We start from the raw sequence: 24,638 nt of genomic DNA, 5'->3' as shown, positions 1-24,638 counted from the left end.
TACTTGATTGAAATTTAATTTGTGATTTTTCTAATCTTACAGGTTCAGAATAAGAATTACTCGAACATAGAATTAAAATCAGAACTATCGGTGTACTCTTGATAAACGAATTCATGAACAGTTTTTCCGTTCTCTTCTGATTTTCTTATAAAAATAACAGATTCATCAGAAAAATAAATCTTCCAAATATTATGTGCGACTCTCTTATTTAAGAAATAAGAGAAGCTCTCTAAAATATCGTACTCTTTTACGTTATTAACAAATTCTTCAAATTCTTTCTGAGCAATTAATGCCATCGATTGCCCAAAATACTTACTCCCCGCCTGATATTTATAAAGTGCCAACTGCGCTTGCGTGATAAACGGCTTGTTCATAGTTCTGCCTTTCAATGATTGTTTTGAAAGCCTGATTTTGACACCATAACTTCATGCGCTCAATCCTTAAACAGAACCGCCCCGATCAATACGGGGACTGCAATGCCGAGATAGAAATAAAAATCCATCATTTCAAGACCTTTTTCAGCAGGGAAACAAAGTAAACGGACGCCATCACGCCGAATACTATCCAGCCTGTTTCAAAACCGCTTTTCAAATTGTCTTCCGGACTGCATTCCGCCAAGGATAGGCTTAGCGGCTGACCGTCCGACATTTTCCACAGGCTGCCGTTATATTCCGGCCTGATTATCTGTCCGTTTTCTTTGATTCTTGGTACTACCAAGCTGAAATAAAGGTTTTCAGCCTGGTGCTTCTCAAGACATTTATTTCCGACTTGGTAGTACATACCGTCTTACTTCATCACTCTCTTAACGATGGAAAATACAAAAAGCGCGGCGAAAACGCCCACTACAATCCAACCGGCTTCCATACCGTCGGCTTTTGCGGCTTCCAAAGCGTTTTTTGCCGTATCGGGCAACGTTGCATTTGCCTGTGCTGCCAAAGCCAGGGGAGCAGCTGTTACAACAGCCAGTTTTGCGCCGTATTTACGGCAAGTATTCATGATTTTCATGATGTTTCCTTTACGAAATTTTAATAAAAAAATGGTTTTGCGGGCTTTGTGAAGGTTTTAGAAGCCGCCCGCCGAGCCTCTTAAACTTAGTCTTCTTTTTCATAGAATCCAAAAATTACAAATTCCCCGCCTATCTCATCCAATGCTGAGCTGAATGCGTCTTCATAGCTTTCATACTTGCCGGCTGATTTGATGTTAGGCGTAAATCCAATATCGCCAAACGGATCGGGATAGATGAATTCGTGATTTCCCAATTCCTGCACAATAAATTTCTGTTGATATTTGCTCATGATTCAGCCTTTCTTAGGCTTTAGATGCTGCGCCCTTTACTTGGAAATCCAACAATTTCGGCACTAAGCCTTTACCTGTTGATTCCATGGCAACAGTTACATCAACCGCACAGGGGAATTTAAGGTTTTTCAATTTCTCAAAATTATGGCTATCGCCAAACTTCATGCTTGCCGCGGTAAAGCCCACGGCATTGCCGTTTGACGGCATGGGGCTGGCTACCAAGACGGTGCATGAATCGATTTTGTTACCGTCGATTTCGCCTTTGAATTGTTTTGCGCCCAACAAAGTGACCGGATATGTGGTTACTTGGCTTGTTTCAAACATTTTTCAATTTCCTTCAGTTGTTTAAAAAATCGGATATTTGACGTTCCTCGTACTCAATATCCTTGATGTGTTGCCTTTCCCTGTCTTGAGGAAATGCGTACTCTCTCTCTTCAATCAAATCATCAAACAGTGTTTCAATGTTCAATGCGTTAATGGCTTTCTGTTCTTCATGGATATACTGGAATTTCTGCGTTTGGTTTTTGCAATCGTATTGCTCAGGCTGTAAACCTTTTGGATAACCTTCAACTCCTTTCACCAGCTCATCAACTATCCTGCTATCGTCCCACCCTATATCGCGGAGGAAATTAACCATCTTGCCGACTTGATTCCTTGCATGAAAAAGCTTATCGTCGAATATCAGATTAACGGTTTTAACTTTTACTTCCATGCGCTTGGCTTCTGTCTTGAATATCGCCTTACAAATCGGATATGCGCCGCCTAGATACGACCCCGAATAAAGTAGGATATCCAAGGGTATTTCTATATCCCCCGCCCTGAATTCTGTTTCAAACCTGACCCAAGGGCTATCAACATCTCCAAACTGCCTGCCTTTCTCGTAAACACGGGTAAATTTTGAATTTCCACGCTTGCCGATGTAAAAGGTTTTTCCACTGCCGTCTTCATTGCGCCATGCCGTGCCGCGACATTCGCTTTTTGGGCGCATATTGTGTACGTCGTAATGTCCGTTATCGTGGTCTAACATTGCCTGATCGGGTGTGTACTCTCCGTTGAAAAAATCATGGGCGACATCGATACGGGTTATTTTGGGTCGGACGCATTTACTTAAAAATTCATACAATCGGTTTTCCCAACCGGGTAAAGCAGCCATGCAGCCTGTACCGTTCAATTCAACCAAAATCGTTTCACGTTGGCCGCCGTAATGAACCTTTCCGTATTCGACGTTATCGGGCCCGAGTTGATAACAGCTTTGATAGAAAAACTTTCCTTTAAACGGCAATTTTTGGGTAATGCCGAATCCCAAGATTTCTTCAAGCAGCTCGCTATACTGGACAACGAATTCCGTATCTGATACCAAGCCCTTTCCGGTTACTTTCGTCATGGAATTTTCATGTATCGTGAAAGTGATTTGGTCTATGAACGCTCCGTCATCCCTGCCACGCCTTAACGGTATTTCTATAAATCTGCCTTTGCCGTTCGATACAAAATGACTGAAATACTCGAATTGAAATTCTTGGTTCTCTGTTTTTTCCGCACCCTTCGGATTTGGGGTTTTATTTTGCTCCCCCCCCTATTAGCCTAGGGGGGCAGCCTTCGGCGGTTGCCGCAGCCCCGCCGTCCGCTAACGCGTCCGGCATGTTCGCGGCTACCGCCAAGGCTTTATCTTCCAAGGCTTTCACGGTTGCATTCCTTATCCATCAGTTCTTTAACAAACAATATGCCGTATTCATACGCTTCGTTTTCAGTCTTTTGTTTCAAAGTCGGATTGCAGATATAAAAAGAAACTGTTGTGATGCATTGGGATTCGTAGCCTTTATCCTTGAACACTTTCATGATGTATTCTTTAGGGAAATATACGTGTTCGGGATTGACAGTATAGAAAATAAACATGATTAAGCCCCTTCACTGACTAGAGTTAAGGGGCTTTACAAGGATTAAAAATATGCGCCCCTTATGGAGCGCAATATATAAGGGGTAGTCAATACAGGGCTGGGGAAATCTGGCGGCAAAGAAGCTTTTGAGAAACAGATTATTCATTTTGAAAAAATTGGAGATATAAAATGAGCTATTTAAATTTAGATGATGATATGTATTTGGTTTATGATTTTAAGCAAGATATGACAAACAGAAGAACGAAGGAATATATTGAAAATACAAGATTACTGTCATTGAATGACGAAAGTATCTTTGGCATCAAAAAAGACAAAGGATTGTTTGCGTCGGATGAATGGTGGGCTAATATTGATTCCGGACAGATTATCACCAGAAGCGTTTCCGGAGTAATATCGTCAATATATGAGGCAGGAATGGAAAGAAGAAACATACCGAATAGTTTTAGTTTTATAGATGGTGAAGGCATCGTAAGGAATGAAAGTATGTATATGATGAATAAATCCGACAGACATTTATTTTGTGAAGGGAAAAAAATTGCTATTTTTTACGCGTATGACGAATTAAAAATATCAAAACAAAGAAAAGGAGACGTAATTGATTTGGAAAACAACTATGTTGAGCAAGTCATTGAAATGGCAATTTCAAAATAATCAGATGACGCCGGCGCCCAAGCCTACCAACTGGCCGATGGCGTCGCCAAAGTAGCCGACGCCCTTAAAAACCAAACTGGACAGCAAGGCGCCGTCCTCTTGTCCGTCGAAGCCGGCTTCGGCTTTAAAACCGCCAGCAAGGAACAAAACCAAAACTACAGCCAAAGCCGCGAAAGCAGCCTGAAAGCTGGCGGCGACATCAATATCCGCAGCCGCGAGAGCGACATTACCGTTGTATGGCGGCAAGCGTTTTCGGGTGTGAAAAATTGAAGATTTTGCAGCGGTAGATTGGAATCACGCGCTTTTGTTGCTGCAAGGAAGGGAAATGCATCAAGCAAAATCTCCAAAACCCGAACAGGCTATGGTTTTTTTTTGCCAAAATAATTTTTGCAAGCCGTTGGCTGCAAGTGCCGATTTATGCGGGGTTGATTGTGGTACAGGCGATTTATGCCTATAAGTTTTTGAAATCGTTGAGGCATCTGGCTATGAATTTGGGTGTGTCGGACGAAAACGCCATCATGCTCGCTGTTTTGAATCTGATTGATGTGGTTATGATTGCGAATCTGCTGACCATGGTGCTGATTGGCGGGTATGAGACGTTCGTATCCTGGTTGCGCATCGACGACCATCCTGACCGGTCCGAATGGTTGAGCCATGTGAATGCACCGGTATCGAAGGTGAGGCTGTCGATGTCGATTATCGGCATTCATCCATCCATTTGCTCCAAACATTTATCAATTCCGCCAATCTGTCGGAAAAGCAGCTGATGTGGCAGTGTCTGGTGCATGTCTGCTTTTTGATTTCGGCGATTGCGATGGCTTGGACGGATAAAATAGTGTACGGCACGACGCACAAACCGCATTGATGTTTACCAAATAAAATACCCGACAAATTGTTTTGTCGGGTATTTTATTGTGTATATTTCAAACCGCTTCGGCTTCTTCGGTCAGGAAACCGCGCAGTTTCTGCATGGCTTTTGCTTCGATTTGGCGGATGCGTTCGGCAGATACGCCGTATTCGGCGGCAAGCTGGTGCAGCGTCAGTCCGCCGTCGTCTTGAAGCCAGCGGCTTTCCACAATGCGGCGGCTCCTGTCGTCCAATTGCGCCAAGGCGTTTTGCAGGCCTTCGGTTTGCAGGGCGTAATGCGCCTGTTTGGACAGTTGGCGGCTCGGTTCGGAATCGTGGTCGGCAAGCCAGTCGATGGGGGCGAAACTGTCCTCGTCGTCGCTGTTGTCTGCCATGATGGCGATGTCGTGTCCCGTCATGCGCTGTTCCATTTCCAGAACTTCGGAAAGTTTGACACCCAAGTCGTCGGCAATGCTTTGCGCTTCTTTGGGGGATAGGGCGTTGAGGTTTTTACGCATACTGCGTAAATTGAAAAACAGCTTGCGTTGCGGCTTGGTGGTGGCAACGCGGACCAAACGCCAGTTTTTCAGGATAAATTCGTGAATTTCCGCCTTAATCCAATGTACGGCAAATGAAAACAGGCGCGCCCCCCTGCCGGGTTCGTAGCGTTTGACCGCCTTCATCAGTCCGATATTGCCTTCCTGAATCAGGTCTGCCTGATTCAGCCCGTAGCCGTCATAGCCGCGCGCGATGGAAACGACGACGCGCAGGTGGGACAGGATAAGCTGTTTGGCAGCATTGAGGTCGCCCTTTATCCGGCGTTCGGCGAGGCGGGTTTCTTCTTCTTGGGACAGCATGGGAATGCTGTTTACGGTGTGGATGTATTGTTCGAGGCTGCCGTTGCCGCTTTGGATGGCGGGTAATGCGAAAGCGTTATTCATTTGAGGCATTTCCTTTCGGCTGAAACTGCGTATCGGCGGTTTGGTGTGTTGGGATGCAGTATATCACTGCTTGGCTTGTATTTTGTATGTTTGGCAGGAGATATGCGCTAAGGTTTGAAAGACAGGAAAATTTTGTAAGGCAAGTTTGATTGATTTTGTAAACCTGATGGCTCAATTCGATTTCAGGATTATATTACATACGTTGTTGTATGTAAATGGTCGGTTCGAAAAAAGACAGCCCGTCCGGACGGGCTGTGCAGGCATCAGTGTTCTTTGTTTCGGAAGATGTTTCAACACACAGGACGACACATAAAGCGTCGCCCTATGTGTTGCCCTGATTTGGAAGGGGTTATTACCCCCCAAAAAAAATAAAGTCTGATTCTACCGCCCTAAAGGGCGAGGTTTCAACCGAAAAGGAAATACGATGAAAAGAATCAGTGCGGTTAGGGTCAATATGCCCATCAACCACCATGAACTGCCGGTTTTCATATAGGGCGTTTCGCCGACATAGCCTTTGATGTGTCCTTCCAATACGGTTTCCGTATCGGGTTGGGCTTGGGCGATGATGTTGCCTTTGGGGGAGATGATGGCGGTTGCGCCGGTGTTGGTGGCGCGGACCATATAGCGTCCGAGTTCCATAGCCCGCGCCTGCGATTGTTGGAGGTGCTGGTACATGGCGTTGGATTTTCCATACCACGCCATATTGCTGACATTGGCAAGCAGTGTGGCATCTTTGGCGGCGGCAATCAGTTCGTCGCCGAATCCGTCTTCGTAGCAGATGTTGAAGGCGATTTTTTGGTTTTTCATCATCAGGGCGGATTGCTTGCCGCCGCCTTTGCGGAAGTCGGAAAGGGGCATATCCATCATTTTGTAAAGCGGCGTGGTCAGGAAGGGCAGCGGTTTGTATTCGCCGAAGGGGACGAGGTGGTTTTTGGCGTAGTAGGGGATGCCGTCCTGATTGTTTTCCTGATAACTGGTCAGGTTGATGATGGCGTTTTCGTAACCGTTGCCGTCCGAAGTGTATTGGCTGATGCCGACGGCGAGCGCGCTGCCGTTGTTTTGCGCCTGTTCGGCGAATTGCGCCAGTATGTTTTCCGGTAGGTTTTGGCGCATGACGGGAATGGCGGTTTCGGGCAGGATGACGATGTCGGCAGTGGTTTTGCCGACCTGTTCGTAATATTTCTGTATGGTCGGGATAACTTGGTCTTCACGCCATTTGATGGTTTGGGCGATGTTGCCCTGAAGCAGGGCGACGGTGCTGCGGCTGCCGTCGGGGCTGGTGAAGTCGGTTTGTCGGGCGGTGTAGCCTGCGGCAAGCAGGGCGGCAATCAGGATAATTGGAAGCAGGCGTTTGCCCGAACGTGCGGTGTTATCACTCGCCAAAACCAGCCAGACACCGAGAAAGGCGGTCGCCAGTGTAACCATGTGGATGCCGCCCAATGGGGCGAAACCTGCCAGCGGGCTGTCCGGGGTGATTTGGGAGTAGCCGATTGCTCCCCAGCCGAATCCGGTCAGGAAACGCTCGCGGGCAAACTCAGTCAGCGTCCACAGGATGGGCAGTACCAGACCGGTCTTTATGCCCCGGGGCAGGGTAAATTTTTTCCACAGCCAGAAACACAGTGCCGGATAAAGGGCAAGGTAGGCGGGCAGCAGGAAGGTCAGTGGTACGGCATAGAGGTCGGGCAGGCCGGAAACGTCGTGCAGGGCAGTGTGTATCCAGTAGAACTGTGTCGTGTATGCGGTCAGGCCGAACAGGTAGGCGGAAGAGGCGGCAAAACGCGGACGCAGTTCGATGAGGCGGACGAAGGCGCCGAAAATCAAGGGCATCAGCCAAAAGTGGTAGTAGGGTGCGAAAGTGAAGGGGGTGGCGGCGGCAAAAAGGATGAGCAAAGGCCAGTAGAGGGCGGGGTGCCGCCAGTATTTGTCCAGTTTGGAAAACATATTCGTCTGTCTGTTCGGAAGATGCCGTCTGAACGTCTTTCAGACGGCATCGGTATTTGAAAAAGGAATCAATGCCTGCCGAAACGATTCATCAGCGGCAAGGCGGGGGCGCAGGCAATCGAACCGGAAAGCAGTCCGACAACGAGGTTGGCGAAGTATTCCGCCCAGCCAGCGTCCCATTGTTGCGCGTGCAGGAAATCGTGCAGAAAGCCGAGGTTGTGGGCGACCAGTCCGCCGCCGGCAAGAAACATGGCAAGCGTGCCGACCACGCTCAAACCGCGCATAAACCAAGGCATAAAGGCAGTCAGTATTTGCCCCGAACTGCGCGAAAAGGCTTGTGGGCGGCGCATCAGCAGCATGCCCAAGTCGTCGAGTTTGACGATGACGGCGACGATTCCGTACACCAAAACAGTCATGCCGATGCCGATTGCCGCCATCACGAGCGAGCGCGTTATCAGGCTGTATTGCTCGACCACGCACAGCGCGATGATGATGATTTCTGCGGACAGGATAAAGTCGGTACGGATGGCACCTTTGATTTTATCCTGCTCGTCAACCGCCGTTTCGCCGCCGTCATCATGCACGTCATGTCGGTGCAGAAACTTGTGCGGCAGCTTTTCCACGCCCTCAAAGCACAGATAAATCCCGCCTGCCGTCAAAAGCGGCGTAATGAGTTGCGGCAGGAAGGCGGAAAGCAGCAGAGCCGCAGGCGCCAAAACCGGCTTGTCGGCAAAAGAACCTTTCGCCACCGGCCAAACAATCGGCAACTCGCGTTCTGCCGATACGCCTGTAACCCGGTTGGCATTGGATGCCAAATCGTCGCCGATCACGCCGGCGGTTTTTTTTTGCGGCGGCTTTGGTCATCAGGGCAACATCGTCCAAAACGGCGGTGATGTCGTCCGGCAGGGTAAATAGTGAGGCAAATGCCATTAAAGAATCCTGAAATGCGGCGCAAAGTCCGACATTATATAGGAGAACGCGGGTTTGGGCGGTCTCAGGCGGCATGAAACAGGAAAATGCCGTCTGAAGGCGGTGGCGGACATGAAATAAAGTTTCGTGAAAAGAAAATGCCGTGTTACAATCTTTCGATTTTAATTTCATGAATTTTAAGGGAGAATCTTTGGCGTGGATTGGATGAACAGTCTGTTTCTGCTGGGTGGCGCACTGTTGTTCCTGAGCGTGGTTTCGACCACTTTGTCCGCACGTTTGGGAATGCCTTTGCTGCTGGTGTTTCTTGCCGTCGGCATGCTGGCGGGCGAGGAAGGCGTTGGCGGCATTGCCTTCAATAATGTCGTGATGGCGAATTTCATCAGCCAGCTTGCTTTAGCGGTTATTCTGCTCGACGGCGGTTTGCGGACGCAGCTTTCCAGTTTTCGGATTGCGTTGAAGCCCGCGTCGGTACTCGCTTCGTGGGGCGTGTTTGCCACCGTGCTTCCGCTGGGACTGTTTGCAACTTTTTACCTCGGTTTGGATTGGAAGTTCGGCGTGCTGATGGCGGCGATTGTCGGTTCGACCGATGCCGGCGCGGTATTCAGCCTTTTGCGCAACAGCGGCGTGCGTTTGAACGAACGGGTGCAGGCGACTTTGGAAATCGAATCGGGTGCGAACGACCCGATGGCGGTTTTTTTGGTTACGGCACTGATTACCATGATTATGCAGCCGGCGGAATCGGGTGCGGCGGCGTTTGTCCGGATGCTTGCGCTGCAAATCGGTTTCGGTCTGCTGACGGGTTGGGCGGGCGGAAAGATATTGGCAAAGCTGGTACGCCGTCTGAATCTTGCGGAAGGTCTGTACGCGCTGATGATTGTGTCGGGCGGGCTGCTTGTGTTTGCGTTTACCAATACCATAGGCGGCAGCGGCTTTTTGGCGGTTTACCTTGCCGGCATCATTGTCGGCAACCAGCGCAACCGTGCGACGGAACACGTTTTGCGCGTGATGGACGGTTTGGCTTGGCTGGCACAGGCAACCCTGTTCGTCATGCTCGGTCTGCTGGTTTCTCCCGCCGGCGTGTTGGACAGGGCGGCGGAAGCCTTGGCGATTGCGGCGTTCCTGATGCTGGTCGCGCGTCCGCTGGCAGTGTTCGGCGGTTTGTGGAAATTCAATTACAGCCTGCGTGAAAAGGCGTATATCAGTTGGTTGGGCTTGCGCGGAGCCGTACCGATTTCGCTGGCGATGATGCCGTTGGTGATGGGCGTTCCCAATTCGCACCTTCTGTTTGATGTGGCGTTTGCCGTGGTGGTGCTGTCGCTGCTGATTCAGGGAACGACGATTCCTGTGATGGCGCGGCTGTTGAAGGTTGCCATGCCCAACAAGCCCGAACCGAAAGATACGCATGATATTTGGCTGGCGGAAAAGGAAATTGTCAGAATGTCGGCGTTTAAAGTGGTTGCCGAATCTGAAGCGGAGGGACACCATCCCGATACGGTCGAACCGATTTTCGATTCGTTTGACGCACGCTGTTTCGCATTGATACGCAACGGCAGCCGAATCGAAATGCAGTCCGACACCGTGCTTCAGGCGGGGGATTTGGCGTGGTACATCCTGCCCGACGGCAAGGTCGATAAAATGGCGAAATACTTTACCGAGACGGGTATCGGCATCCGTGAGAATTTTGATTTCTTCGGCGAGTTTGTCGTTTCGCCGGCAGCACGTTCGGGCGATTTGGCACTTGCTTACGGTTTGAAGCTGGAAGCGGGCGAAGAGGGTTTGAGCCTTGCCGAGCTTTTCGATAAGCGTTCCGACAGTCAGGAGCCGGTCGAGGGCGACCGTATTGACATCGGCGGCTTTATGCTGACCGCGAAGGAGGTTGACGGGGACGGCAATATCGGGTCTATGGGTCTGAAAGTACCGCGTTAGAAAGGTTTGGTTTGAATGCCGTCTGAAGCCGGATTGCCGGTTTCAGACGGCATTTTGTCTGTTTAGTTTTTTTTGCCTTTTGCCTGTTTTACGTCTTTTTCGGTAACGCTTCCGCCGCCGTTGTCAAAGGCGTTCATGATATAAGTGGCGACGGCGGCAATGTCGGTATCGCTGATGGCGGTTGCGGGCATGAATCCGTTGTAGGTTTTGCCGTTGACTTTGATTGTACCGTTGATGCCTTTGACCATGCTGTGCAGCAACACCTGCGGTTTTTTCATGATGAAGTCGGAGCGGTAGAGCGGCGGAAACATGGTTCCGCGACCTTCGCCTTTTTTGCCGTGGCAGGCGACGCAGTTGGATTCGTACACTTTTTGCCCTTTTGTCATGATGCTGTTGTCGGCGGCAGAAGCGGCGGCGCAGAGGCAGCACAAGACGAGGGCGGTCGGCAGTCGGGTTGTGTTCATTGGCATTTCCTTAATGTTTGAAACCTTGTTGTTGATTTTGCGTAGCGGGTGAAAGGTTTTTTTGCCGAATCGGTAGTAAGCTTGCACTTGATGTGCTGTCCGGCATAGATGCCATCATACGCTAAAGTAGCGGGAAAATGCCGTCTGAACACGGCGTTCAGACGGCATTTTAGACATGGGTCAAACAGTTTCAACGCCAGCCGCCAAGGTTTTCTTCGGCAAGTGCGACGAGTGCGTCTATCCAGTCGGGGTTGTCGTTGAGGCAGGGGATGTAGCGGTAGCTTTTGCCGCCTGCTTCATAAAACTGTTCCCGCCCCATCAGGGCGATTTCTTCCATGGTTTCCAAACAGTCTGCCAAAAAGCCCGGGCAGAATACGTCCAGCTCGGTTACCCCCTGTTTGGGCAGTTTGCCGAACAAATCCTGCGTGCTCGGTGTAACCCATTTTGCCCTGCCGAATTGGCTTTGGAATGATACGGTATATTCGTCTTCGGTCAGTTCCAGTGCTTCGGCAAGCAGTTTGGCGGTGTGGCGGCACTCGTCGGGATAGGGGTCGCCGAGGTCATAGTGCTTCTGCGGTACGCCGTGAAAACTCAACATCAGTTTTTTCCCGCGTCCGTGTTCCGCCCAATATCGGAGAATGTGGTTTTTCATCGCATCAATGTAGCCGGCGTCGTCATAAAAGCGCGAAACGGTGCGGACGCTCATTTGGTTCCGTTGGCGCAGCAGTTGCCCGAATACCTTGTCCAACGCCGCGCCGCTGCTTGAGGCGGCATATTGCGGATACAGGGAAATCGCAAGTAATCTGCCTACACCTTGGGATTTCAGCTCCGCCAATACATCTGCTATCGAAGGATTGCCGTAAGTCATGGCGTGGCGGACGATGAGGTCGGGCATACGTTCGGCAAGCACGGCAGCTTGGCGTGCTGTGTAAACTTCTAGGGGCGAACCTTCCTTAAACCAGATTTTTTCATAGGCGTGCGCGCTTTTTTTGGCGCGGAAAGGCAATACGATGCCGCGTAAAACCGGCTGCCACAGCCATTTGGACAGTTCGACGACGCGCAAGTCCGACAAAAACGATTTGAGGTAGGGGCGGACGGCGTCGGCAGTCGGCGCGTCGGGCGTGCCGAGGTTCAACAGCAAAACTGCGGTACGGTTTTGTTGCGTATAGGAAAGGGAGGGTTCTAGAAGGAATGGAGGCATGATCGGTTTCTGAAAAATAGTGCGGGTAGGGTAAAGCGGCAAAATGCCGTCTGAAGCGGCTTCAGACGGCATTGCCGGGAATCAGTCTGTGCCGTGCGCGCGGTTTTCGTGGAATTGCGCCTGCCAGTCGGCAAATTTGCCTTGTTCGACGGCTTCGCGCATTTCCGCCATGATGACTTGGTAGAAATGCAGGTTGTGGATGGTGTTCAACTGTGCGCCCAAGATTTCGCCGGCGCGGTGCAGATGGTGCAGGTAGGCGCGACTGAAGTTTTGGCAGGCGTAGCAGGTGCAGCTTTCGTCTATCGGACGCTTGTCGAGCTTGTGTTTGGCGTTTTTGATTTTCAAATCGCCGAAACGGGTAAACAGCCAGCCGTTACGCGCATTGCGGGTGGGCATCACGCAATCGAACATATCGATGCCGTGCGCCACACCGTACACGAGGTCTTCCGGCGTGCCTACGCCCATCAGGTAATGTGGTTTGTGTTCGGGCAGCATCGGACCGACGGCGCGCAGCATACGGTACATTTCGGGTTTGGGTTCGCCGACGGACAGCCCGCCGACGGCAAGGCCGGGAAAATCAAATTCCTCCAAACCGCGCAGCGATTCTTCGCGCAAATCCTCATACATCGCGCCTTGCACGATGCCGAACAGCGCGTTCGGGTTTTTCAAATCTTCAAAGGCTTTTTTGCTTCGTTCCGCCCAGCGCAGGCTCATTTGCAGCGATTTTCGCGCCTGTTCGCGCGTCGCCTCGCCCGGCGTGCATTCGTCCAACTGCATCGCGATGTCCGAGTTCAAAACCGTTTGGATTTTCATAGAAATTTCAGGCGATAAAAACAGCTTGTCGCCGTTGATCGGGCTTTTGAACGTACAGCCTTCTTCCGTCAGCTTGCGCATATCCGACAAAGAAAAAACCTGAAAACCGCCCGAGTCGGTCAGAATCGGTTTGTCCCAGCCGATAAAACCGTGAAGCCCTCCAAAGCGTTCGATGACCTCCAAACCCGGACGCAACCATAAATGATAAGTGTTGCCCAAAATAATTTGCGCCTTGATGTCGTGCAGGTTTTGCGGGTTCATCGCTTTGACCGAACCATATGTGCCGACCGGCATGAAAACCGGCGTTTCGATTTTGCCGTGGTTCAACTCCAGCGTGCCGCGTCGGGCGAGACCGTCTTTTTTGTGTAAAGTAAATTTAAGCATAAGATTGAATGTCAGTTGGGCGACAGGGGTCGAAATATATTTTAAAAGACGGTATTATAAATGATTTCCCACGGTTTTTCAGACGGCATTCCCAAATCTTGCCGCAATGTTGCATAAAGAAATGCACATACCTCTTGCAAAAATTAAAACGACCCGATAGAATGCAAAAATTCTTTGAAGGCACGTAGCTCAGTTGGTTAGAGCACCACCTTGACATGGTGGGGGTCGTTGGTTCGAATCCAATCGTGCCTACCAAATTCCCATAACGGCATTTATGCCGTTATTTTTTAATCTTTCGGAGCGTTTGATGTTGAATATTACCTTGCCGGACGGCTCAGTCCGCCAATACGAATCCCCCGTTACCGTGGCTCAAATTGCTGCGTCTATCGGTGCCGGTTTGGCGAAGGCGGCAGTGGCAGGTAAGGTAAACGGCAAACTGGTCGATGTGTGCGATCCGATTACCGAAGATTCAAGTGTCCAAATCATTACCCCGAAAGATCGCGAAGGCGTTGAAATCATCCGCCACTCTTGCGCCCACCTTGTCGGTCACGCAGTCAAGCAGCTTTATCCGAATGCAAAAATGGTTATCGGCCCCGTCATCGAAGAGGGCTTTTATTACGATATTGCTACGGAAAAACCGTTTACGCCCGAAGATGTTGCCGCCATTGAAGCACGTATGAAAGAATTGATTGCCCAAGATTATGATGTGGTCAAAATCATGACCCCGCGTGCAGAGGCGATTAAAATTTTTCAAGATCGCGGCGAAGAATACAAACTGCGCCTGATTGACGATATGCCCGAAGTGGAAGCAATGGGTATGTATCATCATCAGGAATATGTCGATATGTGCCGCGGCCCGCACGTTCCGAACACCCGTTTCCTGAAAAACTTCAAGCTGACCAAGCTGGCAGGCGCATACTGGCGCGGCGACAGCAACAATGAAATGTTGCAACGTGTTTACGGTACGGCTTGGGCAAGTAAAGACGAATTGAAAGCCTATATCCAACGCATCGAGGAGGCGGAAAAACGCGACCACCGTAAGCTGGGTAAACAATTGGATTTGTTCCACCTGCAAGATGAAGCACCGGGCATGGTGTTCTGGCATCCTAAAGGCTGGGCTTTGTGGCAAGTGATTGAGCAGCATATGCGCAAAGAGTTGAATGCTGCCGGTTATAAAGAGGTGAAAACACCTCAGATTATGGATAAAACCTTCTGGGAAAAATCTGGCCACTGGGAAAACTATAAAGACAATATGTTCGTGACCAGTTCAGAAAAACGCGAATACGCGGTTAAACCGATGAACTGTCCGGGTCATGTTCAGATTTTTAATAACGGCTTGCGCTCATATCGCGATTTGCCAATGCGTTTGGCGGAATTCGGTTCTTGCCACCGTAATGAACCAAGCGGTGCATTACATGGTCTGATGCGTGTTCGCGGTTTTGTGCAGGATGATGCGCATATCTTCTGTACCGAGGATCAAATCGTTGATGAAGCACGCGCATTTAATGAATTGCTGGTTCGCATTTACAAACAATTCGGCTTCCATGATGTTGCCGTGAAGTTGTCTCTCCGCCCTGAGCAACGTGCAGGTTCTGACGAAGTTTGGGATAAGGCCGAACAAGGTCTGCGTGATGCATTGACCGCTTGCGGCGTGGAATGGGGCGAATTGCCGGGCGAGGGTGCGTTTTACGGGCCTAAAATCGAATATCACGTCAAAGATGCCTTGGGTCGTTCTTGGCAATGCGGTACATTGCAACTAGATTTCGTATTGCCTGAGCGTTTGAATGCAGAATATGTCACCGAAAACAACGGTCGCGCCCGCCCTGTAATGTTGCATCGTGCTATTTTGGGTTCTTTGGAACGATTTATCGGTATTCTGATTGAAAACCATGCAGGCTCATTCCCATTGTGGCTTGCACCGGTTCAAATGGTGATTATGAACATCACCGAAAATCAGGCAGATTATTGTCGCGAAGTGGCTGCCAAATTGCAGGCGGCAGGATTCCGTGTCGAATTAGATTTGCGTAACGAAAAAATCGGTTACAAAATCCGCGACAACAGCCAATACCGTTTCCCTTATCAAATCGTTGTCGGCGATAAAGAGAAACAAGAAAACAAAGTTGCGGTACGCCGCAAAGCAGAAGACTTGGGTTCTTTGAATGTAGATGATTTTGTTGCACAATTGCAGCAAGAAATCACTGATGCCCTCGTCAATCATTAATTTTTATAGGAGTATTCATCATCGCTCAAGAACGCGAAGCACGAATCAATGGTGAAATTACCGCCAAAGAAGTGCGATTAATCAGTGAGTCAGGCGATCAGCTTGGTGTCGTTTCAGTTCGTGAAGCTCTGGCTATGGCCGAAGAGCAAGATGTCGATTTGGTAGAAATTTCCCCGACTGCCAAGCCGCCCGTATGCAAACTGATGGATTACGGTAAATACAAATACCAACAAGCCAAGAAACGCGACGAAGCCAAGAAAAACCAAAAGCAGGTACAAATCAAGGAAATCAAATTCCGCCCGGGTACCGATGAAGGCGATTATCAAATCAAAATGCGCAACATCAACCGCTTCTTGGCTGACGGCGATAAAGTTAAAGTAACACTCCGTTTCCGCGGACGTGAAATGGCTCACCAGCAACTTGGTGCGCAACTTTTAGAGCGCGTAAAAGAAGATTTGGCTGAAGTGGCGCAAATCGAGTCCTTCCCTAAAATGGAAGGCCGCCAAATGGTGATGATGATTGCGCCTAAGAAAAAATAAAGCTATAATTCAAGGCTTATTTCGATTGCCGCTCGAAATAAGGTTTAATTAGCGGCAAAAACCGTGGTATTTTGGGTTTCAAGTGTTTGAAATTTATTTCAAAACCCCTTATGCCTTATCTAATAACGAATGGAGTTTTCCAATGCCTAAAATGAAAACCAAGTCTAGCGCGAAAAAACGCTTTAAAGTACTGGGTAACGGTGGTGTGAAACGCGCTCATGCGTTCAAACGCCACATCTTGACTAAAAAGACCACCAAAAACAAACGCCAACTGCGCGGTACCTCTATGGTAAATGATCGCGATTTGGCTTCTGTTGCTAAAATGTTACCCTACGCTTAAGGAGTTTAGAATATGCCACGCGTAAAACGCGGTGTTACCGCCCGTGCCCGTCACCAAAAAATCTTCGCGTTAGCCAAAGGATATCGCGGTCGTCGTAAAAACGTTTACCGCGTTGCCAAGCAGGCGGTAATGAAAGCCGGTCAATACGCATACCGTGACCGCCGCCAACGCAAACGCCAATTCCGTCAATTGTGGATTGTCCGTATCAATGCAGGTGCGCGTGAAAACGGGTTGTCTTACAGCAAATTTATGAATGGTCTGAAGCGCGCCTCTATCGAAATCGACCGCAAAGTATTGGCTGATTTGGCCGTGTTCGATAAAGCCGCTTTTGCACAATTGGTTGAAAAAGCCAAAGCTGCTTTGGCTGCTTAATCCAAAAAATTGAAAAGGAAGCTGCGGCTTCCTTTTTTCTTTGTTTGCAGAAATTCTATGTGATTGATTTTCTTTCTTTAAAGTCTATTTTTTTAAATAAATTTGCGTTAAAATACAGAAAATTTATCCAATGGATTGGCCGTGAAGAAAATAAGGTCGTCTGAAGAGTCTGATATGTCAGGCTATACAGGCGGCCTCATTGTTTCAGGTGGCATATCATTAATTGACAGACTTGATATTATGGAAAATGTAAACCGTATCGTTGCAGAAGGCATTGCCGCAGTAGAAGCCGCGCAAGATTTCAATACCTTAGAACAAATTAAAGCACGCTATCTCGGTAAAACCGGCGAATTGACCGGATTTCTGAAAACTTTGGGTCAAATGTCGCCTGAAGAGCGCAAAACCATAGGCGCGCATATCAATGAGTGCAAAAACCGGTTTCAGACGGCCTTTAACGATAAGCGCGATGCCCTCAACGAAGCCAAACTTCAATCCCGGCTTGATGCCGAAGCCCTTGACATTACCCTGCCCGGACGCGCTCAGGAAGGCGGCAGCCTGCATCCCGTAACCCTGACCTTGCAACGTGTGGTCGAGCTGTTCCACGGAATGGGTTTTGAGGTGGCGGATGGACCTGAAATCGAAGACGATTTCCACAATTTCCAAGCCCTGAACATCCCTGCAAACCATCCTGCCCGTGCGATGCAGGATACGTTTTACGTTGAAAACGGCGATGTTTTGCGTACGCACACTTCGCCGATTCAAATCCGCTATATGCTCGATAAAAAAGAGCCGCACATCCGCATTATCGCCCCCGGCCGCGTTTACCGTGTGGACAGCGACGCTACGCACTCGCCCATGTTCCACCAAGCTGAAGGTCTGTGGGTAGAAGAAGGCGTAACTTTCGCCGATTTGAAAGCCGTGTTCACCGACTTTATCCGCCGCTTTTTTGAACGCGATGATTTGCAAGTACGTTTCCGCCCGTCTTTCTTCCCGTTCACCGAACCGTCCGCCGAAATCGACATTATGGGAGAAAACGGCAAATGGCTGGAAGTCGGCGGCTGCGGCATGGTGCATCCCAACGTGTTGAAAAACGTGAATATCGACCCCGAGAAATACACCGGTTTCGCTTTCGGCATCGGCCTCGACCGTTTCGCGATGCTGCGTTACAACGTGAATGATTTGCGACTGTTTTTTGATAACGATTTGAACTTTTTGAAGCAGTTTGCGAAATGATTGTGCAGGCTGCCTGAATATGAAAAAGCAGCCTGCACATTTTCAGGTAGCCCGAAATGGACAGATTAACCCCCGAGCAACGCAAAAAATGTATGCAGTCCAACAAAAGCAAAGGGACGAAACCCGAGCTTGTGTTGGCAAAAGCGATGTGGGCTTTGGGGCTCAGGTATCGGAAAAACAGCGGAAGCATTTTTGGAAAACCTGATTTTTCATTTAAAAAATACAAAGTTGCCGTGTTTGTCGATGGCGAGTTTTGGCACGGCAAGGATTGGGAACAGAGAAAAGCGGAAATAAAGGGCAACCGCGAATTTTGGATTGCCAAGATTGAACGCAATATCCGAAGGGATGTGGAAGTAACAGGCCGTCTGAAGGTCGAGGGCTGGACGGTTTTACGTTTTTGGAGTAACGATGTCGTTAAAAATGCAGGCTGCCATGCCGAAAAAGTCAAAGAAATCATCCAAGCAAGAAGAATTGATTTGCAAAAACAAGATTAAGGGAGATGGGCGGGACGAACGGTTAAAAGAAAAAGCAGCACAATACCGCCTTTTTGAAAACAACGATACTTTTCAGACGGCCTTGAAACCCAAATTTACCTTTATCGATTTGTTTGCAGGTATCGGGGGCTTCCGCATCGCCATGCAGAACTTGGGCGGGGAATGCGTGTTCTCGAGCGAGTGGGACGAAAAAGCCAAACAGACGTACGAAGCCAATTTCGGAGAAGTGCCATTCGGCGATATTACTTTGGAAGAAACCAAACAATGTATTCCGAAGCAATTTGATGTGCTGTGTGCGGGTTTTCCCTGTCAAGCCTTTTCGATTGCCGGCCGGCGCGGCGGATTTGAAGACACGCGCGGCACATTGTTTTTCGATGTGGCGGAAATTATCCGCAGGCATCGTCCCAAGGCGTTCTTTTTGGAAAACGTAAAGGGGTTGACCAACCACGACCGGGGTAGGACCTTGCAGACGATATTGAATACGCTGAGGGAAGATTTGGGGTATTTTGTGCCCGATCCGAAAATCGTCAATGCAAAGGATTTCGGGGTGCCGCAAAACCGCGAAAGGATTTTTATTGTCGGCTTTCGGGAAGATACCAATATTAGAGATTTCGAATATCCCGAACCAATAGGAATTCAGGTAGCCTTTAAGGATATACGGGAAAAAGATACCGTGCCGACAAAATATTATTTGTCCACCCAATACATCGATACTTTAAGAAAACATAAACAAAGGCATGAAGAAAAGGGTAATGGGTTCGGATATGAAATTATTCCCGATGACGGGATTGCCAATGCGATTGTCGTCGGCGGCATGGGGCGGGAGCGGAATTTGGTAATCGACAAACGCATTACTGATTTTACTCCGACCACCAATATCAAAGGCGAGGTAAACCGTGAGGGCATCAGAAAAATGACCCCGCGCGAATGGGCAAGGCTGCAAGGATTTCCTGAGGAATTCAAAATCCCCGTCGCGGATGCTTCCGCATACAAACAGTTTGGCAATTCGGTTGCCGTGCCGGCGATTCAGGCAGTGGCTGAGAAAATATTAGCAAAATTGGAGAGTCTAAATGGTTAAGAAAAAAGAAGATAATGGCGTAACCCAAGAGGTGGTAAAGAAACTAATTTTGCAAACACCTATACAGAAGCAATGGAAGCCAAGTGAGTTTATCTCTGTTTATTGGAAAGAATATAAAAAAAATTTTTCTAACAACAATTCTGTAAATGGCGGCGTGTTCGAACAGCTTTTAATTTTATCCCTACTTAGGGAAGGAATAAGTCCGATTTATACACAAGCGCAACTAGCATTTGTTCCAAATGTTAATTTGGATATTGTTTTATACAATCGGAAGACACCAGTTACAATAAGTGCCAAAACAACATTGCGAGAAAGATGGAAACAGGCAGATTTGGAAGCTATGGCTACAAAATATGTTCACAGGGAAGCTAAATGTTATGTCTTAACCTTGTCTGAAAAAGAGGTGTCGGCCAGACGTAAAGAAGAGAACAGTTATATGGGAATAGATGCCTTTATTTTGGCAAATACCAATGAATATGACAAACTGATTGAGAAGCTGAAAGAAATAAAGATTTCAGAAAGCGAAAGCGTGAAAATCATTCAAACCGATGAACGTATATATAACCGTGATGTTATTAAGGATATTTATCATATTTCGTTTTGAGTACCCGCAGTGTGCTGTATAGATTAACCAACCCTAACAAATTACCCCGAAACCCCAAAAAGTAACCTGCACATTTTCAGGTAGCCTTAAACGCCGTCTAAAAACAAAACCCACTAAAACAAAAGTTAATTAGTTGATTGAGAACATAACATGCAATTCTCCTACTCATGGCTGAAAACCCAAGCCGATACCGAACTTTCCGCAGATAAGCTGGAACACCTGTTAACCATGTCCGGCTTGGAAGTGGAAGAAGCCGAGACTGCCGCGCCTGCGTTTACGGGCGTGGTAATTGCCGAAGTGAAATCCGTTGAGAAACATCCTGATGCCGACCGTTTGAACGTTACCCAAGTTGATGCCGGTACGGGCGAGTTGGTTCAGATTGTTTGTGGTGCGCCGAATGTCAAACCAGGCATTAAAGTGCCGTGTTCGTTGCCGGGTGCGGTGTTGCAGGGCAATTTCAAAATCAAGCCGACCAAGATGCGCGGCGTGGTGTCGAACGGGATGTTGTGTTCCACCGACGAACTCGGTCTGCCTGATGACGGCGTGAACGGCTTGCACATTCTGCCGCAAGACGCTCCCGTCGGCGCAAATATCCGCGAATATCTGGATTTGGACGATACGGTGTTCACGCTGAAAATCACGCCAAACCGTGCCGACTGCCTGAGCATCAAAGGCATTGCGCGTGAAGTGTCCGCATTGACGGGTTGCGCGTTCAAGCAGCCTGCAATCCATGCCGTGTCAATCACGAGCAGCCGCAAACAGCCCGTGCAGATTGATGCGCCTGCCGATTGCGGCCGCTTTATCAGCCGCGTGATTGAAAACGTCGACGCGAAAGCGGCCACGCCGGATTGGATGAAGCAGCGTTTGGAACGCAGCGGCATCCGCAGTATTTCCGCGCCAGTGGACATCGGTAATTATGTGATGCTGGAAATCGGTCAGCCGATGCACGTTTTCGATGCCGACAAACTTTCCGGCAGCCTGTACATCCGCCGTGCGCGCGAAGGTGAAACGCTGGAATGTCTGAACGAGAAAATCGTCTCTTTGTCTGAAAACACGCTGGTAGTGGCCGACGAAAAAGGTGCGTTGAGCTTGGCGGGGCTGATGGGCGGCGCGGCAAGCGCGGTTTCAGACGACACGCAAAATATCGTGCTGGAAGCGGCTTGGTTTGCGCCCGAAATCATCGCCGGCAAATCGCGCCAATACGGTTTCGGTTCGGATTCGTCGTTCCGCTTCGAGCGCGGCGTGGATTACCGTTTGCAGGCGGATGCCATCGAACGCGCCACCGAATTGGTTTTGCAGATTTGCGGCGGTGCGGCAGGAGAAATGGTGGAAGCGCAGGGTGAATTGCCCGAAGCGAAGCAGGTCGAGTTGCGTTTAGGCCGTCTGAAAACAGTATTGGGCGTGGACATTTCCGCCGAACAGGTGGAAACCATTTTGCAACACTTGGGTTTGCAGCCTGAGAAAACTGAAGAAGGCTTCCGCGTTACTGCGCCGAGCTTCCGTTTCGATATCGAAATCGAAGCCGATTTGATTGAAGAAATCGGCCGCGTTTACGGTTATGAAAATATTCCTGACGACTATACTTCAGGCCGTCTGAAAATGTTGGCTTTGCCTGAAACCAAACGTCCGCGTTTTGCGGTTTATAACGAAATGGCGGCTCGCGGTTACCGCGAAGTGGTCAGCTATGCGTTTGTGGATGAGCAATGGGAGCAGGACTTTGCTGCCAATACCCATCCTATCCGCCTGCAAAATCCGTTGGCGGCGCAGTATGCCGTCATGCGTTCTACGCTTATCGGCGGTTTGGTGGAAGTTTTGCAAAACAATTTGAACCGTAAGCAAAACCGTGTACGCGTATTTGAAATTGCCCGTGTGTTCAGCAAAGATTCGGCTGATCAATTTGTTCAAAACGAACGTATCGGCGGTTTGTGGTATGGCTCCGTGCTGCCTGAGCAATGGGGCGAGAAAACACGCAACGTGGATTTCTACGATATGAAAGCCGATGTTGAGAGTCTTTTGAAAAATAAGGAAGTATCCTTTGTTAAGACCGAACATCCGGCATTGCATCCGGGACGTGCCGCCAATATTGTTTCAGACGGCAAAGTAGTTGGTTTTGTTGGCGAGTTGCATCCGAAATGGCTGCAAAAATATGATTTGCCACAAGCACCGCTGGTATTTGAAATCGATATGGATGCGGTATTGGGTTGTGAGAAAACCCGTTATCAGTCTATATCCAAATTCCAACCTGCACGCCGAGATTTGGCATTTGTAATGCCTGAAGCTGTGACGCATGATGATTTGTTAAATGCCCTGAAAGCGGCGGCAAACAAGCTAGTTCAAGAAATCAGCGTGTTTGACGTGTATCGCGGCACGGGCCTGCCCGAAGGGATGAAGAGCGTGGCGGTCAAAGTGATTTTGCAGGATATGAAAAACACGCTGACGGATGAGATGGTCGAGCCGCTTATCGGAAAACTGATTGGCGCGGCAACGGCGGCAGGGGCGCGGCTTCGCAGTTAAAAAATAAATATTCGCTTGAATTTTAAATAAAAATTGGTAATAATCCACAACTGTTACAACAGAAGGTAATCATATGACTCTCACTAAAGCCGAATTGGCCGATATTTTGGTAGACAAAGTCAGCAATGTAACCAAAAACGATGCCAAAGAAATCGTCGAACTCTTTTTTGAAGAAATCCGCAGCACTCTGGCGCGCGGCGAGGAAATCAAAATTTCCGGTTTCGGTAATTTCCAGTTGCGCGACAAGCCGCAACGCCCGGGCCGCAATCCGAAAACCGGCGAGGAAGTGCCGATTACCGCCCGCCGCGTGGTAACTTTCCACGCCAGCCAGAAACTCAAAGGCATGGTGGAACACTACTATGACAAACAACGTTGATTTGACGCTTCCCGCAAAACGCTATTTCACGCTGGACGAGCTGTGCGGACTGTTGCAAATCAGCCCCTATGGTTTTGCGCAATGGCAGCATGATCACGGTGTGGTTGTCGGTTACGGCGGCGAACGCTACATCCGTTTGGATGTGGTGAAACTGTTGAAACTGAAGAGTACGTTTGCGCCGTATGCAGAAGGTGCGGAGTCGGGTTCAGACGGCAACCGTCCGGTTACGCTTCAGGAAATCGGAGACGCTCTGAAAGACCTGTTGGCTGATTTGGATAAGGAATTGTGCTGATTTGAGGCCGGTTGCAGGTATGCAGCCGGTTTTGTTTTACACGCTAAAAAATAATTATTGCGTGATTTCACATTGTTTCGGCTTGAAGCACATGGTTTTGTAATCATTTACAGGCAGGTCGCTTGGACTCCTGTTCGGGCGGTTTGCTGTTTACTTAAATATAAGGATGACGGTCAATGAGATTTTTCGGTATCGGTTTTTTGGTGCTGCTGTTTTTGGAGATTATGTCGATTGTGTGGGTTGCCGATTGGCTGGGCGGCGGTTGGACGCTGTTTTTGATGGCGGCAGGTTTTGCTGCCGGCGTGCTGATGCTCAGGCATACGGGGCTGTCCGGTCTTTTATTGGCGGGTGCGGCGGTAAAAAGCGGCGGGAAGGTGTCTGTTTATCAGATGTTGTGGCCTATCCGTTATACGGTGGCGGCGGTCTGCCTGATGAGTCCGGGATTCGTATCCTCGGTGTTGGCGGTATTGCTGCTGCTGCCGTTTAAGGGAGGGGCGGTGTTGCAGGCAGGAGGTGCGGAAAATTTTTTCAACATGAACCAATCGGGCAGAAAAGAGGGCTTTTCCCACGATGACGATATTATCGAGGGGGAATATACGGTTGAAGAGCCTTACGGCGGCAATCGTTCCCGAAATGCCATCGAACACAAAAAAGACGAATAAATGTGAATGGAATGCCGTCTGAAAGTTCAGACGGCATTTTTCCAGTTTGAAAATATAGTGGATTAACAAAAACCAGTACGGCAAGGCGAGGCAACGCCGTACTGGTTTTTGTTAATCCACTATAACTTTAATCCACTATAAAATAGGGCTGTAACCTTCAATCGGAATTTGTTGCCTGCGGGATATACGGTATGAATGTTTGGGATATATGGGACAGGATGGTGGAAATCTATCATAAGTATAAGAAGCCGTGCCTGGTTTTGGCGGTGGATTTTGTGATGGGTATGATATTCATAGAGCCGAATGAGAAGCCGTGCATCGGCAGATGCTATGCGCCTATGTCGGAGTCCCCTGATTTTGCCAACGCTGTTGTTATGATTGTCGCTATGATCTGTATCGTATGGATTGCCGTTTTGTTTATGACTGATTGAAGCGTTGGGCGGAGGCTGTGTGAAACGGTATTGGGCGTTGGGTCGTATGATTCCAATCAGGCTTGAGGAATGCGAAACGGTGTGCGCTTATGCTGCGGAACGATTTGTTTCGCGGTTTTGTGCCCGAAACGGATGGAAAGGTGTGGGAAGCGGTCTGTCGGAGTAGAATACGCGTTTGCGTTTGAATACAGTAA

At 49.0% G+C, this 24,638-nt stretch carries 28 protein-coding genes, 1 tRNA gene and 2 pseudogenes; 18 read left to right on the top strand and 13 right to left on the bottom strand.

The features are described from left to right. Nucleotides 1-56: 56 nt before the first annotated feature. The 7 genes and pseudogenes from DBY86_RS08910 to DBY86_RS08875 all read right to left on the bottom strand — a co-directional run bounded on the left by DBY86_RS08910 (nucleotide 57) and on the right by DBY86_RS08875 (nucleotide 3,189). Nucleotides 57-374: a DUF1132 family protein gene (locus DBY86_RS08910; protein WP_107819705.1), complete on the bottom strand. Its 318-nt coding sequence runs from the start codon at nucleotides 372-374 to the stop codon at nucleotides 57-59. A gap of 127 nt (nucleotides 375-501) precedes the next feature. Further along, nucleotides 502-780 (bottom strand): hypothetical protein, encoded by a 279-nt coding sequence (locus tag DBY86_RS08905; protein ID WP_107819704.1) that lies wholly within the window; start codon nucleotides 778-780, stop codon nucleotides 502-504. Nucleotides 781-786: 6 nt separating this feature from the next. Then, nucleotides 787-1,005 (bottom strand): major capsid protein, encoded by a 219-nt coding sequence (locus tag DBY86_RS08900; protein ID WP_199901076.1) that lies wholly within the window; start codon nucleotides 1,003-1,005, stop codon nucleotides 787-789. An 86-nt stretch (nucleotides 1,006-1,091) separates the two neighbouring features. Next, nucleotides 1,092-1,295 carry a hypothetical protein gene (locus DBY86_RS08895; RefSeq protein WP_107819702.1) on the bottom strand — a complete coding sequence of 68 codons (204 nt, stop codon included), beginning with the start codon at nucleotides 1,293-1,295 and terminating at the stop codon, nucleotides 1,092-1,094. Between the two features lie 13 nt (nucleotides 1,296-1,308). After that, nucleotides 1,309-1,620, bottom strand: coding sequence for a hypothetical protein (locus tag DBY86_RS08890; RefSeq protein ID WP_107819701.1), 312 nt, complete (start codon nucleotides 1,618-1,620; stop codon nucleotides 1,309-1,311). A gap of 13 nt (nucleotides 1,621-1,633) precedes the next feature. Continuing rightward, nucleotides 1,634-2,936 (bottom strand): annotated as a pseudogene (locus DBY86_RS08885) (replication initiation factor domain-containing protein). 22 nt (nucleotides 2,937-2,958) lie between these two features. Next, nucleotides 2,959-3,189, bottom strand: coding sequence for a hypothetical protein (locus DBY86_RS08875; protein ID WP_107819699.1), 231 nt, complete (start codon nucleotides 3,187-3,189; stop codon nucleotides 2,959-2,961). A 170-nt stretch (nucleotides 3,190-3,359) separates the two neighbouring features. Here DBY86_RS08875 and DBY86_RS08870 point away from each other — a divergent pair, with 170 nt between their 5' ends. The 3 genes from DBY86_RS08870 (at nucleotide 3,360) to DBY86_RS08860 (ending at nucleotide 4,609) form a co-directional block, all read left to right on the top strand. Next, on the top strand, nucleotides 3,360-3,842 hold the full coding sequence (locus tag DBY86_RS08870) for a hypothetical protein (RefSeq protein WP_049254300.1): 483 nt from the start codon (nucleotides 3,360-3,362) through the stop codon (nucleotides 3,840-3,842). Between the two features lie 99 nt (nucleotides 3,843-3,941). After that, complete coding sequence (locus tag DBY86_RS08865) at nucleotides 3,942-4,112, top strand: hemagglutinin repeat-containing protein (RefSeq protein ID WP_234403426.1); 171 nt, start codon at nucleotides 3,942-3,944, stop codon at nucleotides 4,110-4,112. Between the two features lie 137 nt (nucleotides 4,113-4,249). After that, the gene (locus DBY86_RS08860) at nucleotides 4,250-4,609 is read left to right on the top strand and encodes a YqhA family protein (protein WP_234403425.1); all 360 of its coding nucleotides are present in this window, start codon (nucleotides 4,250-4,252) and stop codon (nucleotides 4,607-4,609) included. Between the two features lie 156 nt (nucleotides 4,610-4,765). Here the strand turns inward: DBY86_RS08860 and rpoH are convergent, their stop codons facing one another. The 3 genes and pseudogenes from rpoH to DBY86_RS08835 all read right to left on the bottom strand — a co-directional run bounded on the left by rpoH (nucleotide 4,766) and on the right by DBY86_RS08835 (nucleotide 8,500). Then, nucleotides 4,766-5,629: an RNA polymerase sigma factor RpoH gene (gene rpoH / locus DBY86_RS08855; protein ID WP_199901075.1), complete on the bottom strand. Its 864-nt coding sequence runs from the start codon at nucleotides 5,627-5,629 to the stop codon at nucleotides 4,766-4,768. A gap of 381 nt (nucleotides 5,630-6,010) precedes the next feature. Then, nucleotides 6,011-7,570, bottom strand: coding sequence for an apolipoprotein N-acyltransferase (gene lnt, locus DBY86_RS08840; protein ID WP_107819696.1), 1,560 nt, complete (start codon nucleotides 7,568-7,570; stop codon nucleotides 6,011-6,013). Between the two features lie 68 nt (nucleotides 7,571-7,638). Continuing rightward, a pseudogene (locus DBY86_RS08835) lies at nucleotides 7,639-8,500 on the bottom strand (DUF808 domain-containing protein). A 204-nt stretch (nucleotides 8,501-8,704) separates the two neighbouring features. On the opposite strand from DBY86_RS08835, the gene DBY86_RS08830 reads away from it, so the two are divergent. Further along, nucleotides 8,705-10,426 (top strand): potassium/proton antiporter, encoded by a 1,722-nt coding sequence (locus tag DBY86_RS08830; protein ID WP_107819695.1) that lies wholly within the window; start codon nucleotides 8,705-8,707, stop codon nucleotides 10,424-10,426. A gap of 62 nt (nucleotides 10,427-10,488) precedes the next feature. Here the strand turns inward: DBY86_RS08830 and DBY86_RS08825 are convergent, their stop codons facing one another. The 3 genes from DBY86_RS08825 to tgt form a co-directional block, all read right to left on the bottom strand. After that, on the bottom strand, nucleotides 10,489-10,890 hold the full coding sequence (locus DBY86_RS08825; protein ID WP_107819694.1) for a c-type cytochrome: 402 nt from the start codon (nucleotides 10,888-10,890) through the stop codon (nucleotides 10,489-10,491). Nucleotides 10,891-11,080: 190 nt separating this feature from the next. Beyond that, the gene (gene hemH, locus DBY86_RS08815) at nucleotides 11,081-12,091 is read right to left on the bottom strand and encodes a ferrochelatase (RefSeq protein ID WP_107819717.1); all 1,011 of its coding nucleotides are present in this window, start codon (nucleotides 12,089-12,091) and stop codon (nucleotides 11,081-11,083) included. A gap of 81 nt (nucleotides 12,092-12,172) precedes the next feature. Beyond that, nucleotides 12,173-13,288, bottom strand: coding sequence for a tRNA guanosine(34) transglycosylase Tgt (tgt, locus tag DBY86_RS08810; protein ID WP_107819692.1), 1,116 nt, complete (start codon nucleotides 13,286-13,288; stop codon nucleotides 12,173-12,175). A gap of 178 nt (nucleotides 13,289-13,466) precedes the next feature. Here tgt and DBY86_RS08805 point away from each other — a divergent pair. The 14 genes from DBY86_RS08805 to DBY86_RS13730 all read left to right on the top strand — a co-directional run bounded on the left by DBY86_RS08805 (nucleotide 13,467) and on the right by DBY86_RS13730 (nucleotide 24,444). Further along, nucleotides 13,467-13,543, top strand: a tRNA-Val gene (locus tag DBY86_RS08805). Between the two features lie 52 nt (nucleotides 13,544-13,595). Continuing rightward, the gene (gene thrS, locus DBY86_RS08800; RefSeq protein WP_107819716.1) at nucleotides 13,596-15,509 is read left to right on the top strand and encodes a threonine--tRNA ligase; all 1,914 of its coding nucleotides are present in this window, start codon (nucleotides 13,596-13,598) and stop codon (nucleotides 15,507-15,509) included. Nucleotides 15,510-15,526: 17 nt separating this feature from the next. After that, entirely contained in the window at nucleotides 15,527-16,048 is a 522-nt protein-coding gene (gene infC, locus DBY86_RS08795; protein ID WP_079453755.1) for a translation initiation factor IF-3, read from the top strand. A 142-nt stretch (nucleotides 16,049-16,190) separates the two neighbouring features. After that, a complete protein-coding gene (gene rpmI, locus DBY86_RS08790; protein WP_002232040.1) occupies nucleotides 16,191-16,388 on the top strand; it encodes a 50S ribosomal protein L35 in 198 nt (65 codons plus the stop codon). Nucleotides 16,389-16,400: 12 nt separating this feature from the next. Beyond that, on the top strand, nucleotides 16,401-16,760 hold the full coding sequence (gene rplT, locus DBY86_RS08785; protein ID WP_002214103.1) for a 50S ribosomal protein L20: 360 nt from the start codon (nucleotides 16,401-16,403) through the stop codon (nucleotides 16,758-16,760). Nucleotides 16,761-17,000: 240 nt separating this feature from the next. Further along, nucleotides 17,001-17,993 (top strand): phenylalanine--tRNA ligase subunit alpha, encoded by a 993-nt coding sequence (pheS, locus tag DBY86_RS08780; protein ID WP_107819691.1) that lies wholly within the window; start codon nucleotides 17,001-17,003, stop codon nucleotides 17,991-17,993. A gap of 56 nt (nucleotides 17,994-18,049) precedes the next feature. Then, nucleotides 18,050-18,487 carry a very short patch repair endonuclease gene (locus DBY86_RS08775; RefSeq protein WP_107819690.1) on the top strand — a complete coding sequence of 146 codons (438 nt, stop codon included), beginning with the start codon at nucleotides 18,050-18,052 and terminating at the stop codon, nucleotides 18,485-18,487. Continuing rightward, the gene (locus tag DBY86_RS08770) at nucleotides 18,465-19,565 is read left to right on the top strand and encodes a DNA cytosine methyltransferase (protein ID WP_107819689.1); all 1,101 of its coding nucleotides are present in this window, start codon (nucleotides 18,465-18,467) and stop codon (nucleotides 19,563-19,565) included. Before DBY86_RS08775 ends, DBY86_RS08770 begins: the two co-directional genes overlap by 23 nt. Further along, on the top strand, nucleotides 19,558-20,169 hold the full coding sequence (locus DBY86_RS08765; protein ID WP_107819688.1) for a PDDEXK family nuclease: 612 nt from the start codon (nucleotides 19,558-19,560) through the stop codon (nucleotides 20,167-20,169). Before DBY86_RS08770 ends, DBY86_RS08765 begins: the two co-directional genes overlap by 8 nt. A gap of 150 nt (nucleotides 20,170-20,319) precedes the next feature. Continuing rightward, nucleotides 20,320-22,683 (top strand): phenylalanine--tRNA ligase subunit beta, encoded by a 2,364-nt coding sequence (gene pheT, locus DBY86_RS08760; protein ID WP_107819687.1) that lies wholly within the window; start codon nucleotides 20,320-20,322, stop codon nucleotides 22,681-22,683. Nucleotides 22,684-22,756: 73 nt separating this feature from the next. Beyond that, the gene (locus DBY86_RS08755) at nucleotides 22,757-23,059 is read left to right on the top strand and encodes an integration host factor subunit alpha (RefSeq protein WP_003675494.1); all 303 of its coding nucleotides are present in this window, start codon (nucleotides 22,757-22,759) and stop codon (nucleotides 23,057-23,059) included. Continuing rightward, complete coding sequence (locus tag DBY86_RS08750) at nucleotides 23,043-23,351, top strand: hypothetical protein (protein ID WP_107819686.1); 309 nt, start codon at nucleotides 23,043-23,045, stop codon at nucleotides 23,349-23,351. The genes DBY86_RS08755 and DBY86_RS08750 overlap by 17 nt, the downstream gene beginning before the upstream one ends. A 176-nt stretch (nucleotides 23,352-23,527) precedes the next feature. Next, complete coding sequence (locus tag DBY86_RS08745) at nucleotides 23,528-24,013, top strand: FxsA family protein (protein ID WP_107819685.1); 486 nt, start codon at nucleotides 23,528-23,530, stop codon at nucleotides 24,011-24,013. A 191-nt stretch (nucleotides 24,014-24,204) separates the two neighbouring features. After that, entirely contained in the window at nucleotides 24,205-24,444 is a 240-nt protein-coding gene (locus DBY86_RS13730) for a hypothetical protein (protein ID WP_107819684.1), read from the top strand. The last annotated feature ends 194 nt before the right edge of the window (nucleotides 24,445-24,638 follow it).

It is taken from the genome of Neisseria bergeri, from assembly GCA_003044455.1.
GTDB classification, from domain to species: Bacteria; Pseudomonadota; Gammaproteobacteria; order Burkholderiales; family Neisseriaceae; genus Neisseria; species Neisseria bergeri.
Note: the sequence above shows the minus strand (reverse complement) of the source record. Positions and strands in the feature narration are given on the sequence as shown.